The following is a 15,662-nucleotide window of genomic DNA, read 5'->3' on the forward strand; positions in this document are numbered from 1 at the left end:
GTGCTCGTCAGCCCTTCGGGGTCGACCGCCGCAGTACCAGGAACCCGACCACCGCGGCCACGAGGGTGGGAACCAGGCTCCAGGCGGCGATGCCGACCGCCCCGGTGTCGGCGAGCCAGGTGCCGACCAGCGGCCAGCTGTCGGTGAGCGTGACCAGCGCGACCGCTCCGAGCAGCACGAGGGTGAGCCCCGCGAAGAACACGAGCATGCCGTTCACGCGCCAGCGCTGGTAGATGGTCGCCACCGCCGCCCCGACGAAGAAGCAGAACAGGAACACCGCGAAGAAGACCAGGAATCTCTGGAACCACGGCGCATCCTCACCGCCGAAGTAGAGCACGGTGAACATGCGGCCGCCCAGACCCCAGCCGTCGGTCGCCTGCTCGATCATCGCGAGCACCGTGATGAACGCACTGTAGAGAGCCGACAGGCCCACGAAGGCGAGCGCGGAGCCCAGCCAGAAGTCGCGCCGGGTGACGCTCATGCCGAGCGCGTAGGGGAACGCGAACGCCACCGCCTGGGCACCGAGGACGATGGCGTAGACGAACACGTAGAACGACGCGCCGCTGTACTGCAGGCCCTCGAGGGTGTCGGCCCGGTCGGCCGGGTCGGTGACGGCGCGGAGGATGAGCCACCAGATCACCAGGTTCACGAACAGGATGAACAGCAGGATGGCCGCGGGGATGATGAAGACCTGCAGCCGGTTGACCACGTGCAGCCGGGCGACCGGCACGATGCGGCCACGGCCTGCGGCGCCGGGGCCGGCCGGCCGGGTGGTGGGGGTGTCGACGGCGGTCATGCGCTCTGCTCGATTCCGGTGAGGGCGCCGGTCTTCTGCACGACCAGCTGTTGAAGGGATACGGGGGCGAGTTCGAGTCCGAGCTCGGAGGCCTCACGGCGTTCGGCCGGGTCGAGCCGGCCCACGGTGACCGAGGCGAGACCGCCGAGTTGATCGCGGTGCAGCACCTCCCGTGCGGCGACGAAGGAGTCGACGGCGGCGCGGGTGCCCACCACCGTGGTGGCCGACCCGCGCAGGTTCTCGGCGTCGTCGTCGACGATGATGCGGCCCTGATCGATCACGAGCACGTGCTCGAGCAGGTTGGCGACCTCGTCGATCAGGTGCGTCGAGAGCACGACGGTGCGCGGATGCTCGGCGTAGTCCTCGAGGAGGCGGTCGTAGAAGATCTGCCGGGCCACCGCATCCAGCCCCAGGTACGGCTCGTCGAAGAACGTGAGCGGTGCCCGGCCGGCGAGCCCCACGATCACGCCCACCGACGAGAGCTGCCCGCGGGAGAGCTTCTTGATGCGCCGGTTGGTGGGCAGCCGGAAGTCGTCGATCAGCCGCTCGGCGAACGCCTGATCCCAGTTCGGGAAGAACCAGGGTGCGGTGGTGAAGACGTGCTTCGGCTTGAAGTCGTCCGGGTAGCGCTGGCTCTCCTTGATGAAGCTCAGCCGCTCGAGCACGCGGGCGTTCTCCAGCGGGTTCTCGCCGAACACCCGGATGCTGCCGCGGGTGGGGAACTCCTGCCCCGTGAGCAGCTGCATCAGCGTCGTCTTGCCGGCGCCGTTGCGGCCGAGGAGCCCCGTGATGGTGTTCTCCTCGATGGCGAACGAGACGTCGGCCACCGCGTCGACGGATCGATAGTGCTTGTGGAGGCCCTCGACCTCGATGACGGCGGTCATTCGCTGCTCCCCTCGCGGATCATCTGCACGAGCTGCGCCTGGGTGATGCCGAGCTTCCCGGCTTCGGCCACCAGCGGCTGCACGTACTCGTTCTGGAACTGGCGGCGCCGCTCGGCGATCAGCCGATCACGTGCACCCTGTGCGACGAACATCCCGATTCCCCTTTTCTTGTAGAGGATGCCCCCGTCGACCAGGAGGTTCACCCCTTTGCCCGCCGTCGCCGGATTGATGCGATGGAAGGCCGCGAACTCGTTGGTCGACGGAACCTGCGTCTCTTCGGGCAGGGTGCCGGCGACGATGTCGTTCTCGATCAGCTCGGCGATCTGCACGAAGATGGGCCGCGAGTCATCCACGACCGCTCCTCGTTGGTTCATTACTCATGTAACTAACCAACCAGGTGCGGATGCCCGTGTCAAGACCTCCGTGCAGCAGCGGCCCCTCAGGGAGCGCAGTCGTAGAGGTCGTTCACGTCGACCTGCGACGACGTGACCGTGCTGCAGTTCGCCTCGACCCACTGCTCGATCTCGCTGGACGCCGTGGTGGAGACGCCGGCGCCCTGCGCGCCCTGGCCGCCGAAACCGCCCTGGCCGCCGATGGCGGTGGTGGCGAGCACGTAGCGCAGGTCGCCGTCGGCGACGAGCTGCTGGAACTGCGCGAGCGTGGGCACGGGGTCGAGGCCGTTGAAGCCGCCCACGGGCAGCACCGAACCGCCGTCGGTGGCGGTGATGATGCTCGCCGCCGCCTGGGCTCCGAAGGTGGCCACGAGGTACCGGGCCGAGCCCTGGTTCTGCTGCAGCCACGCGAGGGTGGTGGCGTCGAGCGAGCCGCCGAAGCCGCCCACACCGGATGGCCGGGCCGTGGGGGCTGCGGCACCCGGCCGCCCGCCACCGTCGCCAACCGCGCCCTCGGCCCCCGCGCCGCCGCCCCCGGGCCGCGCGCCGCCGAAGCCGCCGGCCGCGCCACCCCCGAAACCGCCGCCCCCGAAGGAGGAACCAGCGCCGGCGATCGGATTGATGGAGTTCTCGTGGTTCATCGCATCCAGCGACCACGCGGCGGGCGTGAGCACGAGGGCGGCCGCGGTCACCACGGCGAGCCAGCGCGCATCCGGAACACGGGCCCCCGCACGACGGCGACGCCGCACCACCAGCAGCACGCTCACGGCGACCGCCAGCACCGCCTGCCCCACCGCGACGGGGTAGAGGTAGGCGGGCTGGTAGAGCCCCACGGCGAGCGCCGTGGCCGAGGCGGTGAGCACGAGCGCAACCTGCGGCCAGACGAGGCCCGCCCGGCGTGCGGAGGCGAAGGCCAGCCCCACCAGCAGCGCGAGGGGCACTGCGAGCGCGGCCGTGTAGAACTGGTGCATCCCGGCGACCGCCGAGAACATCGCGAGGAAGGTGATCAGCCACGCGCCGAGCAGCACGGTGAGCGCCCGCGTGCGGCGCTCGACGAGCCACAGCACCACCACGGCCACGAGCGCCGCCGGGATGAGCCAGGCCACCTGCGGAGCCACCTCGGCGTTGAAGAGCCGGAGGGCACCGGCGTCGCCCGAGAAGGGCGGCGTGAACGAGCGGTAGGCGTCGGAGTCGGAGGTGGCCGAGAAGCGCCCGAGGCCGTTGTAGCCGAACACCATCTCGAACGGGTTGTTGCTCTCGGTGCCCCCGATGTACGGGCGGCTGCCGGCCGGCACGAGCCAGACGATCACGATCCACACCAGCGAGAGCGCCAGGCTGATCGCGCCGGCCACCCCCACGTGCAGCAGCTTGCGGCCCCAGGGCTGCCGCGTGCAGAGGTACCCCGCGGCCAGCGCCGGCCACACCGCCCACGACTCGAGCATGTAGAACTGGAACCCGAGTGCCACGAGGGCGCCCGCCACCACCAGCCAGGCACCGGATGCGCGTTGCACCGCCTTGGTCGCCGCCCACGCCACGAGAGCCAGCGCCAGCACGAAGAACGACTCGGGCTGGTTGCTGCGGGCCACCGCCGCCACGATGGGCGTGGACGCGACCACCGCGCCCGCCACCAGCCCGGCCCCGGGGCCGAGCAGGCGCTTGGCCGTGAACGCCACGACGAGCACCGCGGCCACCGTGGCGATGGCGTTCGGTGCGTTCACCGACCAGGTCGAGAAGCCGAAGAGCTTGACGAAGGCAGCCGGAATCCAGAACGAGCCGGGGATCTTGTCGAGGGTGACGGTGCCCGCCGGGTCGAAGGCGCCGAAGAAGAAGTTCGACCAGCTGCGGCTCATCGACAGCGCGATGGCGGCGTAGTACTCGCTGCGCTGGCCGGCCTGCAGGGCCCAGAGGGTGATGAAGCCCGAGGCCGCGGTGAGTGCGGCAAGGCCCAGGGCCCACGGGGTGAGGAGTCGGCTGCGCAGGGCTTTCACGTCGGGAGACGCTACGCCGCTGCGCTGAACCGGTGCCCGGGGGAGCCTATGGCGCCGCTATGAGCGGCATCCCGCTCCCCCAGGCCCGACCGGTCAGCCGTTCGGGATGAGGGTGTACTTCGTGGAGAGGTACTCGTGGATGCCCTCGAAGCCGCCCTCGCGACCGAGGCCGGACTGCTTGACGCCGCCGAACGGGGCGGCGGCGTTCGAGAGCACGCCCACGTTCAGCCCCATCATGCCCGTGTCGAGCTTCTGGATCATGCGCTGACCGCGGGCCAGGCTCTCGGTGAACACGTAGCTCACCAGGCCGTACTCGGTGTCGTTGGCGAGCCGCACGGCCTCGTCCTCGTCGTCGAACTCCACCACGCTCACGACCGGGCCGAAGATCTCCTCGCGCAGGATCTCGCTGTCGAAGGGCACCCCGGTGACCACCGTCGGCTCGTAGAAGCTGCCCGGGCCGTCGACCCGATGCCCGCCGGCGACCAGGGTCGCACCCCGGCCCACGGCATCCTGAACCAGCGCGTCGGCCTTGTCGACCGCCTTGTCGTCGATGAGCGGGCCGATGCCCACTCCTTCCTCGGTGCCGCGGCCGATCCGCAGGGCCCCGACCTTCTCGGCCACCCGGCGCGAGAACTCCGCCGCCACGCTCGAGTGCACGATGAACCGGTTGGCCGCGGTGCACGCCTGGCCGATGTTGCGGAACTTCGCCGCCATGGCGCCGTCGACCGCCTTGTCGAGGTCGGCGTCGCCGAACACCACGAACGGGGCGTTGCCGCCGAGCTCCATCGAGGTGCGGAGCACGTTCTCGGATGCCTGCTTCATGAGCGTGCGGCCCACCGGCGTCGAGCCCGTGAAGCTGAGCTTGCGCAGCCGCGGGTCGGCGATGATGGGCTCGGAGACCGCGCTGGAGTGCGAGGTGGTGACGATGTTCAGCACACCGGCGGGAAGGCCCGCCTCCTCCAGCAGGCGCGCGACGAACAGCGTGGTGAGGGGCGTCAGGGCCGCCGGCTTCACGACCGCGGTGCACCCGGCCGCGAGCGCCGGCGCGATCTTGCGCGTGGCCATCGCGAGCGGGAAGTTCCACGGGGTGATGAGGTAGCACGGCCCCACGGGGCGCTGCGAGACGATCATCTGGCCGGTGCCCTCGGGGTTCGACCCGTAGCGGCCGGTGATGCGCACCGCCTCCTCGGAGAACCAGCGCAGGAACTCACCGCCGTAGGTCACCTCGCCCTGCGCCTCGGCGAGCGGCTTGCCCATCTCGAGGGTCATCAGGAGCGCGAGGTCGTCGCGGCGCTGCTGCATCAGGTCGAAGGCACCGCGGAGGATCTCGCCGCGCTGGCGGGGCGCCGTGGCGGCCCACTCCTCGGCCACGGCCACCGCCGCGTCGAGGGCGGCCATGCCGTCTTCGGGCGTGGCGTCGGCGATCGACTTAATCACGGCGCCCGTGGCGGGGTCGCGCACGTCGAGGGTGTCGCCGGAGCTGCTCGCCACCCAGGAGCCGCCGATGAAGAGGCGGTCGGGCACACCGGCCAGAAGTTCGGTCTCGTTCGTCACTGGAGTACTCCCTTGTCGTGGTTCGTCGTTCTCATCATGCTCCCGCCTGCTGCAGGGCCGCCGCCACCACGTCGAGCCCGTCGGCGATGAGCTCGTCGGAGATGGTGAGCGGGGGCAGGAAGCGGATGACGTTGCCGTAGGTGCCGCAGGTGAGCAGCACCACGCCGGCCGCGTGCGAGGCGGATGCGATGCGCGCGGCGAGCACCGCATCCGGTTCGCCCGTGGCCGGGTCGACCAGTTCGATCGCGATCATCGCCCCGCGGCCGCGCACGTCGCCGATGCGCGCATCCGTCGCCTGCAGAGAACGCAGCCGGCCGAGGAACAGGTCGCCGATGGCCCGGGCGCGCTCGACGAGCCCGTCGGCCTCGAAGCTGTGGATGGTGGCGAGCGCCGCCGCGCAGGCGATCGGGTTGCCGCCGTAGGTGCCGCCGAGGCCGCCCGCGTGGGAGGACTCCATGATCTCGGCCCGGCCGGTGACGGCCGAGAGCGGAAGACCGCCGGCGATGCCCTTCGCGGTGACGATGAGATCGGGTTCGACACCCTCGTGCTCGCACGCGAAGAAGTCGCCGGTGCGGGCGAAGCCGGTCTGCACCTCGTCGGCGATGAACACCACGCCGTTCGCGCGGGCCCACTCGGCGAGCGTCGGGAGGAACCCTTCGGCCGGCACCACGAAGCCGCCCTCGCCCTGGATGGGCTCGATCACGATGGCGGCGAGGTTCGCGGCGCCGATCTGCTTCTCGATCTGCAGGATGGCGCGGCGGGCGGCCGCGGCACCGTCGCCGGCCACCTCGGCACCGCTGAGCAGCCCGTCGCGGTAGGGGTACGACATCGGCGCCCGGTACACCTCGGGGGCGAACGGGCCGAAGCCGCTCTTGTAGGGCATCGACTTGGCCGTGAGCGCCATGGTGAGGTTCGTGCGGCCGTGGTACCCGTGGTCGAAGGCCACCACGGCCTGCTTGCCGGTGAAGTGCCGGGCGATCTTCACGGCGTTCTCCACGGCCTCGGCGCCCGAGTTGAACAGGGCGGTGCGCTTGTCGAAGTCGCCCGGGGTGAGGCGGTTCAGCGCCTCGGCCACCGCCACGTAGCCCTCGTACCCGGTGATGGTGAAGCAGGTGTGGGTGAACTGAGCCACCTGCGCCGTGACGGCGTCGACCACGGCGGGGGCGCTGTTGCCCACCCCGGTGACCGCGATACCCGAGCCGAAGTCGATCAGCGTGTTGCCGTCGACGTCGCGCAGCACTCCCCCGCCCGCCGCCTCGACGAAGATCGGCAGGGTGAGTCCGACGCCCTTGGGCACCGCGGCCGACTTGCGCGCGAGCAGCTCGGTGGAGCGCGGCCCCGGGATCGCCGTGACCAGCTCGCGCTGCTGCCGCAGGGTGGGACCGCCGACGATCGGGTTCTCGGGAGGTGCGATGGTCATGGGCGATCCTTCCAGGCGTTTCGACGACGCTATCCGGTACCCGACGCGCTCTGCGCTGCCAGATCGGCAGATCGGTTCCCAGCTGCTGCCAGAACGGCGGCTATGGTGAGGTGTGCCCACCGATCTCGCCGCCATCCTGAAGCTGCCCGAGCTCGCCCTCGAACTCGTGACGGATGCCGGCTCCCCACTGCCGGCTGTGGACTGGGCGCACGGCTCCGACCTCGACGACCCGTCTCCGTTCCTCGCGCCCGGCCACCTGCTGCTCACCACCGGCCGGCAGTTCGACGGGTACACCCCCCTCGACTACGCGGCCTATGTCGGCCGGGTGGCCAGGGCCGGCGTGGTGGCCATCGGCTTCGGCACCGAGGTGCTCCGCGAGGGCACGCCCCCCGAGCTGGCCGACGCGTGCCGGGATGCGGGGCTGCCGCTCATCCTGGTTCCGTATCGCACGCCGTTCATCGCCGTGTCACGGGCGATCGCCGATCGCGAGGCCGCTTCCGCGCGGGCGAGGGTGGAATGGGCGCTCTCGGCCCAGGACGCCGTGGCGCGGGCCGTCGGCCGCGGTGGTCTGAGCGCCGCAGTCGATGCTGCGGCCGGCCTGCTCGACGCCGAGATCTGGGTGCTCGACGCCGACGCCGCGGTTCTCGAGCACGCGGGATCGACCGACCACGGTGGCGCGGTCGACCCCTCCGGGGAGGTCACCGAAGCGGCTGCGGAGCTGCTGCGGCAGAGGCGCCGGGCGCGGATCGCGCACGCACACGGTCCGGCGACCCTGCGACTGCAGACCCTCGGCTCGTCAGGCCGCCATCAGGGCGTGCTCGGGCTCGCCCGGGTCGACGCCCTCGACGCCGCCGACGAGTCGGTGGTGACCACTCTCACCGCTCTCGCCGAGCTCGCTCTCGAGCACGCCGACGACCTGAGGCTCGGCCACCGCTCGATCATGGAGCAGCTGTTCCAGCTGCTGCGCGACGGCCGGGTCGACCTGGTGCGCCGTGCCGCCGAGGTGCTGCGGATCGACCTGCCCGCCGAGTCGTTCGTGGTGATCGCGGCCGAGTCGTCGGCGGTCTCAGCACCGTTCCGCGACTCGCTGGAACGGCGGTCGTCGGGGCGCGGCGGCCGGTTCGTGGTCGCGGCCGGGCCGCACCTCCACCTGATCGTCGACGAGTCGGCCGCCGCGGCCGACCGCCTCCTGTTCGACGCCCGCTCGGTGTCGGCCGGAGTCTCGGAGCCCTCGCGCTGGAGCGAGCTCGACGTGGCGGTGACCCAGGCCGTTCGGGCGCTGGACGGCGCCCCGGCCGGCCGCTCGGCCGACTTCTCGGCGCTCGTCAGCCGCAGCTTCTTCGGGTTGCTCGCCACCAGCCCGGTGGCCGAGGTCGCCCGCGCCCGCCTGGCCCGGGTGCGCGGGATGCCCGACGGCGACGACCGGCTCCGGGCCGCCGAGGTGTGGCTGCGGCACAACGGGCACTGGGAGCCGGCGGCCCGCGAGCTGGGCCTGCACCGGCACAGCCTGCGCCTGCGGATGGAGTCGCTCGGCGACGACCTGGGTCTCGCCCTCGACGGCTTCCAGGGCCGCGCCGAGCTCTGGGCGCTGCTCGCCGCCACCGATCTCGACGACAGGCCGCCGGGAGCGGCCGCTACTTCTCGACGTGGTCGGACGTGATGAGATCGGCGCCCGCGTGCGCGAGCTCCGCGATCGCCGCACGCGACGCATCCGGTGACACCCCGGCCACCAGGTCGGTGATGATGCGCACCTTCCGGCCGTGCTCGATCGCGTCGAGGGCCGAGGCCCGCACGCAGTAGTCGGTGGCCAGGCCCGCCACGTCGATCTCGGTGACCCCGTTGGCGTCGAGCAGGTCGTGCACGGTGCCGCCCTCTTCGGTGGTGCCCTCGTAGATGGAGTAGGCCGGCTCGCCCATGCCCTTGCGCACGTGGTAGTCGATGGCGCGGGTGGTGAGCTCGTCGTGGTACTCGGCGCCGTGGGTGCCGGCCACGCAGTGCACCGGCCAGGTGGTCTCGAAGTCGGGCTCGCCGTCGGCGAAGTGCCCGCCGTTGTCGTTGTCGGGGTCGTGCCAGTCGCGCGAGGCGATCACGAGCTCGTACGCATCCGGATGCTCGGCCAGCATGCGCGAGATGCCGTTCGCCACCGCGGTGCCGCCCTCGACCCCGAGCGCACCGCCCTCGATGAAGTCGTTCTGCACGTCGATGATGAACAGCGCCTTGGCCATCGCCCGCCTCCCGCTCGTGGGTATGTGGGGCCAGTTTAGGTGTTGGCCAGGTTGCCGCCGCACTCGTAGACACCCGTGACGAGCGCGTCGATCGCGGTCTTCGCGCTGTCGCCCACGTCGTCGAGCGCGAACACGGCGAAGGTGAGCACGGTGCCGTCGGCCGCTTCGACGATACCCGAGAGAGTGTAGCCGGTGTCGATCCAGCCGGTCTTGGCGATCACGTGGCCGGCCGCGGGCGAATCACCGTAGCGCCCCGCGAGGGTGCCGCTCCGGCCGGCCACCGGCAGGCCGTCGCGGATGACGCCGAGCGAGCCCTCGCGGTTCTGGATCTTCACGAACAGCTGGGTGAGGAAGGCAGGTGACACCCCGTTGAGGTCGCTCAGACCGGAGCCGTCGACGATCGTGAGCCCGGCGGTGTCGAGCCCGTAGCCCGCCAGCGCCTGGGGGATGGCGGTGTTCAGCGCGGCGAAGTCGTTGCCCACGCCGAGCTTCACGGCCACCAGCCGGGCGAGCATCTCGGCCTCGGTGTTGTCGGAGCGCAGCAGCGCATCCGGGATCATCGTCGACACCGGGGCCGAGAGCACCTGGCCGAGTTGCGGTGCACCGGCCGGGGCCACGCCCTCGGCGAGGTTCGCCTGCGGAGCGCCGAGCGCGAGGGCGAAGGCCTGCCCGGCGCGCAGCACGGCGTTCTCGCTGCGGGCCGACACGTTGGCCGAGGGGTCGGCGCGGTCGCCGTCGACCTGCAGCCCGGTGACCTCGGAGGAGTAGCCGTCGTAGAGCTCCTTGCGGTTCCAGCTCGACTGCCAGCGGTCGCCCGAGAACACCGAGGCGTCCAGCACGATGCTCGTGATGGAGGTGCCCGCGGTGGCCGGGTCGGCATTCCAGGCGGCCAGCGTCTGGGCAGCGAGGTCGGGCAGGCTTGCCGCATCGGTGTAGATGTTCGAGCCCTGGCTGGCCAGGGTGATGTCGCCGCCGCCCACCAGCACGACCTGGCCGGGCACGCTGCCGCGCACCACGGTGGTGGGCACCCGGTGGTCGGGGCCGAGCACGGCCAGGGCTGCGGCGCTGGAGAGCACCTTCATCACGCTGGCGGTGCGGGCGAAGGTGCTCGCACCTCGGTCGAACAGGAGCTCTCCGGTGGTCGCGTCGCGCACGGCGCCGAGCATGGTGCCGAGCCTCGGGTCGGCGGCGAGGTCGGCCACCGAGCAGGTGCGCACCGGGGCCGGGGCTGCGACGGCCTGCGGCACCGCGCGGGGGTCGGCGGTGGGCGTGGGTGTCGCCGCGGGCTCCGGCGTCTCGGTGGGGGTGACGGATGTCGCGGGCGCCACGGCTGCGGCCTCGGGGCGTTGCGCGGCCCCCACGGCCGCTCCGGCACCGAACGCTCCACCACCGAGCAGTGCGAGCGCGACCGCGGCGGCCCCGACCGCCCAGGCCGTGGGGCGGCGACGGATGCGGTCGCGGAGGGTCACTCGGGCGGCAGCCGGGGCGGCGGCGGGGCTGGCCGGGGGGCTGGCGGGGGCGGCGGCCTGATGGCCGGCCGCGGCTGCCGCGGCGGCTTCGGCCGCAGCGCGGGCCTCGCGGCGCGTCGACGGCACCTCGGGATCGGGCATCCCGCCATGCTACCCCCGAGCGGGTGGCAGGGCCCGGAAACAGGCTCCGCGCTACTCGCCCGGGTAGGCGAGGCCGATCTGGCGGCGCACCTCGTCGAGCACGCCCATGATGGCCACCGACTGGGCCACCGGGAGCAGGGGGCTCTCGAGCTCGCCGGCCGCGAGCATCCGCTCGAATTCCAGCGCCTGGTACTGCATGCCGCGCGAGGCCACCGGCTGCTCGAAGCGCTCGAGCACCTCGCCCGAGGCGCTCGTGACGGTGAAGGATGTGGGCTCGTACCAGGTGCGGTCGAGCTCGATGCGCGCTTCGGTGCCGATCACGGCCGCCGTCACGGGGCCCGCGGCGTCGATGGCACTGTGCGTGACCGACTGGCGGCCGCCCTCGTGCTCGAAGATGATGGCGGTCTGCTGGTCGACGCCGGTGTCGCCCAGGGTGGCGCTCGCCAGCACGCGCGTGGGAACACCCAGCACGTCGATGGCGAACGACACCGGGTAGATGGCGAGGTCGAGCAGGGCGCCACCGCCGAGCGCCGGGTTCTTGATGCGGTGCGCCGGGTCGGCGGGCAGCTTCTGGTTGTGGTCGGCCAGCACGGTGCGCACGTCGCCGATGGTGCCGGCGGCGATGATCTCGCGTAGCCGCACCATGTGGGGCAGGAACCGCGTCCACATGGCCTCGAGCACCGCGACGCCCGCCGCCTGGCCGGCCTCCTGGATGCTGCGCGCCTCACGGGCGTTGATGGTGAAGGCCTTCTCGACCAGCACGTGCTTGCCGGCTCCGATGGCCAGCAGGGCATTCTCGGCGTGGAAGGTGTGCGGCGTGGCGATGTACACCACGTCGACTTCGGGGTCGGCCACCAGCGCCTCGTAGCTCGCGTGAGCGTTCGGGATGCCGAACCGGGTGGCGAAGCCGTCGGCCGACTCCTGGCTGCGCGAACCGACGGCGGTGACGGTGAGGCCGGCGGCCTGCAGATCGGTGGTGAACGACTGGGCGATACCGCCCGTGCCCAGGATGCCCCAGCGAACCTTCTCCGACATCGTCGTCTCCGCTCTCCGAGTCACCCCGTAACGGGCAGAAGCCCGGATCTCCGGGCTTCTGGGGGTGATACGAGGGCCGCCTCCGGGAATCGAACCCGGGACCTATTCATTACGAGTGAATCGCTCTGCCGACTGAGCTAAGGCGGCCTGGCCTCGCTGACGCGCGAGGCACAGCAACAAAGCATAGCCGATCCCGAACCACCCCGCGCACCGGCCGTGTGGCCGCCGATGGCTCAGCGCGCGGTGCCGGCCGCCGGCTCGGTCATGCCTGCTGGCACTGTCACCGGTGACTGCTCGAGCGTTCCCGCCACGACACCCCGCGCCAGGTCGAGCGTGCGCCGCAGCACCCTCGGCAGCGGTTCGTCATCGGGATGCGCCAGCCACTCCACCCAGGCCGCCCGGGCGAGCGACAGCACCAGCACCCCGTACAGGCGGGCGCGCTGCTGCAGCTCGGCCTCGGCAGGGGCGCCTGCGGAAGCCTCGTGCCCGGCGGCCCGCGCATCCGCCTGCAGCCGGCGCAGCACCGACTCGGCGATCTCGGTCTCGAACGAGCGGATGCGATCCATCCGCAGGGCCGAGATCTCGGGGTACTGATGGATCAGCGATCGTCGCAGCTGATGCAGTTCGGGGTCGAGCGTGCCGTCGGCCTCGGTCTGCGCCGCCATGATCTCGATCAGATCTCCGAGCGGATCGCCGCCCGGCGACGCGGCCTCGAAGCCCCGCGCCACGTCTCCGCTGAGCAGGATCGGCAGGTCGCCGGTGAGCGAGGCCTCCTTCGACGGGAAGTAGTTGAAGAAGGTGCGCGGCGACACCCCCGCCTCACGGCTGATGTCGTCGACCGTCACCTGGTCGAGGCCCTTCTCGGCGGTGAGCCGGAGGGCCGCGACCTGGATGCTGCGGCGGGTGGCCCGGCGCTTCCGCTCACGCAGGCCCGGCTCGGCATCGCTCAGCTGGTGCATTGCGGGTCGTTCGCCGGCACGGTTCCCTGCAGGAAGTAGGCGTCCACCGCATCCGCCACGCAGGTGGAGGAGTTGTAGGCGGTGTGACCGTCGCCCTGGAAGGTGATGAGGTGGCCGTCTTCGAGCTGACCGGCCAGGGCCTCGGCCCACTTGTACGGGGTGGCCGGGTCGCCGGTGGTGCCCACCACGAGGATGGGGCCGGAGCCCGCCGCGGTGACGGGGGCCGGAACGCGGCGGCTGGGGTAGGGCCACTGCGAGCAGGTGACGTCGCCGTAGGTCCAGTACGGGCCGACGGTGGGCGAGGCGGCCACGAGCTCCTTGTTCTGCTCGGCGATCACGGCCGGATCGGTGGCGGCCGGGTAGTCGGCGCAGCTGATGGCGTTGAACGACTCGATCAGGTTGTCGGCGTAGGTGCCGTCGGCGTTGCGGCTGTTGTAGGCGTCGGCCAGCTGGAACGCGACATCCGCCTGCCCGTCGCCCACGCTCTGGAACAGCGTGTCGAGGTAGGGCCAGTTGCCCTTGTTGTAGAGCGGGTAGAAGATCGCGGTGAGCAGGTTGGAGGCACCGAGCTCGCGGCCGTCGGTGGCCCGGATGGGGCTCTCCTCCACCTTGGCGAGCAGCTTCTGGATGCCGGTGAGCGCGTCGTCGGCCGAGCCCGAGAACCAGCAGTCGCTGCGGGAGGCGCAGTCGTCGAGGTAGTTCTTGAGCGCCTGCTCGAACCCGGCCGCCTGCGAGATGGAGATGTCGAAGCCGCTGGACGCCGGGTCTTCGGCGCCGTCGAGAACCATCCGGCCGACCTTGTCGGGGAAGTTCTCGGCGTACTCGGCCCCGAGGAAGGTGCCGTAGGAGTAGCCGAGGTAGTTCAGCTTCGGGTCGCCCACCACGGCGCGCAGCATGTCGAGATCGCGGGTGGTGCTGTCGGTGTCGATGAACTGCAGCAGCGGCCCGGTGTTCTGGGCGCACTTGTCGGCGAAGCTCTTGGCCGAGGCGGTGTAGGCGGCGAGCCATTCCGCGGAGCCGCGCTCCCCCGGGATGATGTCGTAGAGGTAGGCGTCGCGCTCGGCATCGGTGAGGCAGTGCACCGCGTCGGAGTGACCGGTGCCGCGCGGGTCGTAGCCGATGAGGTCATAGCCCTGCTGGAGGGAGGGATGCGCCGCGTAGTCGGCCGACTGCTGCACGAAGTCGTAGGCCGAGCCGCCTGGGCCACCCGGGTTCACGAACAGCGTGCCGAGCTTGGTGGAACCCGAGGTGGGCTTCTTGATGAGAGCGAGTTTCACGGTGTCGCCCGAGGGGTTCGACCAGTCCAGCGGCGCGGTCGCGTCGGCGCACTGGAAGGCGCCGCCGCACGAGCTCCAGGTGAGGGTCTGGCCGTAGAAGGGCTGGAGATCGGCGGGCACGTCCTCGGCCGTGGGCGTCGACGTGGTGGGCGCGCTCGTCGACCCCGCCGAGCCGCCGCCCGTGAGGCCGTCGGTGAACCAGGTGCTGCAGCCCGACAGGGCCACGAGCGCAGCGGTGGCGATGGCCACCAGCGCGGTGGCGCGGCGAGCGGAGCGGGAACGGAGGGGACGACTCACGGAGAGACCTTTCGTGCGGAGGCGCGGCCGGCATCGGCCAGCGTGATGAGCATGGCCTCGAGGGAGAGGGCCGGAGCGACGTTCGCCGCAATCCTCCGCCGGGCGGCGGCGATCGCGTCCATCGACGCGAGAGTCGATGAGGAATCGTTACCGGCCGCGACCTCGCGCACCCGGCCGACGATCGATTCGTTCACGAGCTCGACCGTGCCGGGCGCGCCCAGCTGAACGAGCAGGATGTCGCGGTAGAGCGAGAGCAGATCGGTGAGGATGCGGTCGATGCCGTCGCGGAGACTGCGGGTCGCCCGCCGCTTCTGGTCGTCCTCGAGCGCCTTCAGCTGGCCGCGGAGGGCCGGCGGCACCGCCTGACCGGGCTCCACGCCGAGCGAGCGCAGGGCGCCCGCGCGCTCCTCGGCGTCGCGCTCCTCGGTGATGGCCTGGGCGTCGGCGCCGGCGATCTCGAGCAGGCGGGCGGCGGCGCGAACGGCGTCGCCGACGGAGTGCACCCCGAGGGCGAGGTCGAGCGTCTCCGCGCGCCGCGCGCGCGCCTCGTCGTTGGTGGCGAGCCGGTGGGCCATTCCGATGTGGCTCTGCGACTCACGGGCGGCGCGTTCGGCCGTGGCCAGGTCGACCCCGTCGCGCTTGACGAGCAACGCCGCGACATCGGCGGTGGTGGGTACCCTGAGGCGCACCGAACGCACCCGGGAGCGGATCGTGGGCAGCAGATCGGCCTCGCTCGGCGCGCACAGGATCCACACCGTGCGCTCAGGCGGCTCCTCGAGAGCCTTCAGCAGCACGTTCGAGGTGCGCTCCTGCATGCGGTCGGCGTCTTCGATCACCACCACTCGGAAGCGGGCCACCGAGGGCGAGAACTGCGAGGCCGACACCAGCCGGCGCACCTCGTCGATCGAGATGATGACCCGTTCGGTGGCGAGCACCGCGAGATCGGGATGTGTGCGGGCCGCCACCAGCGTGCAGTCGGAGCACACTCCGCAGCCCCCGAAACGGCAGAGCAGAGCCGACGCGAAGGCGTAGGCGAGGTTGGAGCGGCCGGAGCCGGGCGGGCCGGTGATGAGCCACGAGTGCGTCATCGAATCGACGGAGCCGCTGGCCGGGCCCGCCTTCGTGGTGCTCTCGGCGGCCGCGCGGAACACCTCGATGGCGGCCCCTTGGCCGGTGAGGTCGTCCCAAACGGTCATGGCACCAATCTATCGGCCGCCCCTGACAG

13 protein-coding genes and 1 tRNA gene are annotated in these 15,662 nt (G+C 71.7%); 1 reads left to right on the forward strand and 13 read right to left on the reverse strand.

The genetic code is table 11. From position 1 onward, the window contains the following. Positions 1–7 precede the first annotated feature (7 nt). The 6 genes from ACEXOR_RS05805 to gabT all read right to left on the reverse strand — a co-directional run bounded on the left by ACEXOR_RS05805 (position 8) and on the right by gabT (position 7,034). Entirely contained in the window at positions 8–796 is a 789-nt protein-coding gene (locus ACEXOR_RS05805) for a hypothetical protein (protein WP_374848475.1), read from the reverse strand. Continuing rightward, on the reverse strand, positions 793–1,680 hold the full coding sequence (locus tag ACEXOR_RS05810; RefSeq protein ID WP_374848476.1) for an ABC transporter ATP-binding protein: 888 nt from the start codon (positions 1,678–1,680) through the stop codon (positions 793–795). The genes ACEXOR_RS05805 and ACEXOR_RS05810 overlap by 4 nt, the downstream gene beginning before the upstream one ends. Beyond that, complete coding sequence (locus ACEXOR_RS05815; RefSeq protein WP_374848477.1) at positions 1,677–2,054, reverse strand: GntR family transcriptional regulator; 378 nt, start codon at positions 2,052–2,054, stop codon at positions 1,677–1,679. Before ACEXOR_RS05815 ends, ACEXOR_RS05810 begins: the two co-directional genes overlap by 4 nt. Positions 2,055–2,119: 65 nt before the next feature. After that, positions 2,120–4,060 carry an ArnT family glycosyltransferase gene (locus ACEXOR_RS05820; protein WP_374848478.1) on the reverse strand — a complete coding sequence of 647 codons (1,941 nt, stop codon included), beginning with the start codon at positions 4,058–4,060 and terminating at the stop codon, positions 2,120–2,122. A gap of 93 nt (positions 4,061–4,153) precedes the next feature. Next, positions 4,154–5,614, reverse strand: coding sequence for an NAD-dependent succinate-semialdehyde dehydrogenase (locus ACEXOR_RS05825; RefSeq protein ID WP_374848479.1), 1,461 nt, complete (start codon positions 5,612–5,614; stop codon positions 4,154–4,156). A gap of 34 nt (positions 5,615–5,648) precedes the next feature. Then, complete coding sequence (gene gabT, locus ACEXOR_RS05830; RefSeq protein ID WP_374848480.1) at positions 5,649–7,034, reverse strand: 4-aminobutyrate--2-oxoglutarate transaminase; 1,386 nt, start codon at positions 7,032–7,034, stop codon at positions 5,649–5,651. Between the two features lie 112 nt (positions 7,035–7,146). On the opposite strand from gabT, the gene ACEXOR_RS05835 reads away from it, so the two are divergent. Then, complete coding sequence (locus ACEXOR_RS05835; RefSeq protein WP_374848481.1) at positions 7,147–8,694, forward strand: PucR family transcriptional regulator; 1,548 nt, start codon at positions 7,147–7,149, stop codon at positions 8,692–8,694. Here ACEXOR_RS05835 and ACEXOR_RS05840 read toward each other — a convergent pair. From ACEXOR_RS05840 to ACEXOR_RS05870, 7 genes are all read right to left on the reverse strand, one after another. After that, the gene (locus tag ACEXOR_RS05840; RefSeq protein WP_374848482.1) at positions 8,669–9,259 is read right to left on the reverse strand and encodes an isochorismatase family protein; all 591 of its coding nucleotides are present in this window, start codon (positions 9,257–9,259) and stop codon (positions 8,669–8,671) included. The genes ACEXOR_RS05835 and ACEXOR_RS05840 overlap by 26 nt on opposite strands. A gap of 35 nt (positions 9,260–9,294) precedes the next feature. Beyond that, positions 9,295–10,869, reverse strand: coding sequence for a D-alanyl-D-alanine carboxypeptidase/D-alanyl-D-alanine endopeptidase (dacB, locus tag ACEXOR_RS05845; RefSeq protein ID WP_374848484.1), 1,575 nt, complete (start codon positions 10,867–10,869; stop codon positions 9,295–9,297). 51 nt (positions 10,870–10,920) lie between these two features. Continuing rightward, on the reverse strand, positions 10,921–11,904 hold the full coding sequence (locus ACEXOR_RS05850; protein ID WP_374848485.1) for a Gfo/Idh/MocA family protein: 984 nt from the start codon (positions 11,902–11,904) through the stop codon (positions 10,921–10,923). Between the two features lie 74 nt (positions 11,905–11,978). Continuing rightward, positions 11,979–12,051 (reverse strand) — tRNA-Thr (locus ACEXOR_RS05855). An 86-nt stretch (positions 12,052–12,137) separates the two neighbouring features. Next, positions 12,138–12,863, reverse strand: a complete 726-nt coding sequence (locus tag ACEXOR_RS05860) for a TetR family transcriptional regulator (protein ID WP_374848486.1) — start codon at positions 12,861–12,863, stop codon at positions 12,138–12,140. Further along, positions 12,851–14,437, reverse strand: coding sequence for an alpha/beta hydrolase (locus ACEXOR_RS05865; RefSeq protein ID WP_374848487.1), 1,587 nt, complete (start codon positions 14,435–14,437; stop codon positions 12,851–12,853). The genes ACEXOR_RS05860 and ACEXOR_RS05865 overlap by 13 nt, the downstream gene beginning before the upstream one ends. Next, positions 14,434–15,633 carry a DNA polymerase III subunit delta' gene (locus ACEXOR_RS05870; protein WP_374848488.1) on the reverse strand — a complete coding sequence of 400 codons (1,200 nt, stop codon included), beginning with the start codon at positions 15,631–15,633 and terminating at the stop codon, positions 14,434–14,436. Before ACEXOR_RS05870 ends, ACEXOR_RS05865 begins: the two co-directional genes overlap by 4 nt. Between the last annotated feature and the right edge of the window lie 29 nt (positions 15,634–15,662).

This window comes from Herbiconiux liangxiaofengii (assembly GCF_041927335.1).
Taxonomy (GTDB): Bacteria; Actinomycetota; Actinomycetes; order Actinomycetales; family Microbacteriaceae; genus Herbiconiux; species Herbiconiux liangxiaofengii.